Below are 267 nucleotides of genomic sequence, written 5' to 3' on the forward strand. Positions count from 1 at the left end.
TGAGCGCACAGGGATTCGAACCCCGGACACACGCCTTAGAAGGGCGTTGCTCTATCCAGCTGAGCTATGCACCCACATTGCACTATAAACATAAATTTGGAGCGGGAAACGAGATTCGAACTCGCGACTTCAACCTTGGCAAGGTTGCGCTCTACCACTGAACTATTCCCGCTCGTTTATTAAATTAAATAAAAATGGTGCGGATGAAGGGAGTCGAACCCCCACGCCAATGGCGCTAGATCCTAAGTCTAGTGCGTCTGCCAATTC

At 49.8% G+C, this 267-nt stretch carries 2 tRNA genes; both read right to left on the reverse strand.

Annotated elements, in window-relative coordinates:
* Positions 1–74 (reverse strand) — tRNA-Arg (locus KGF41_RS20695).
* A gap of 23 nt (positions 75–97) precedes the next feature.
* Positions 98–172: transfer RNA gene (locus KGF41_RS20700), tRNA-Gly, on the reverse strand.
* Positions 173–267: the final 95 nt, after the last annotated feature.

The organism is Clostridioides sp. ZZV14-6150 (genome assembly GCF_020657875.1).
Lineage (GTDB): Bacteria > Bacillota > Clostridia > Peptostreptococcales > Peptostreptococcaceae > Clostridioides.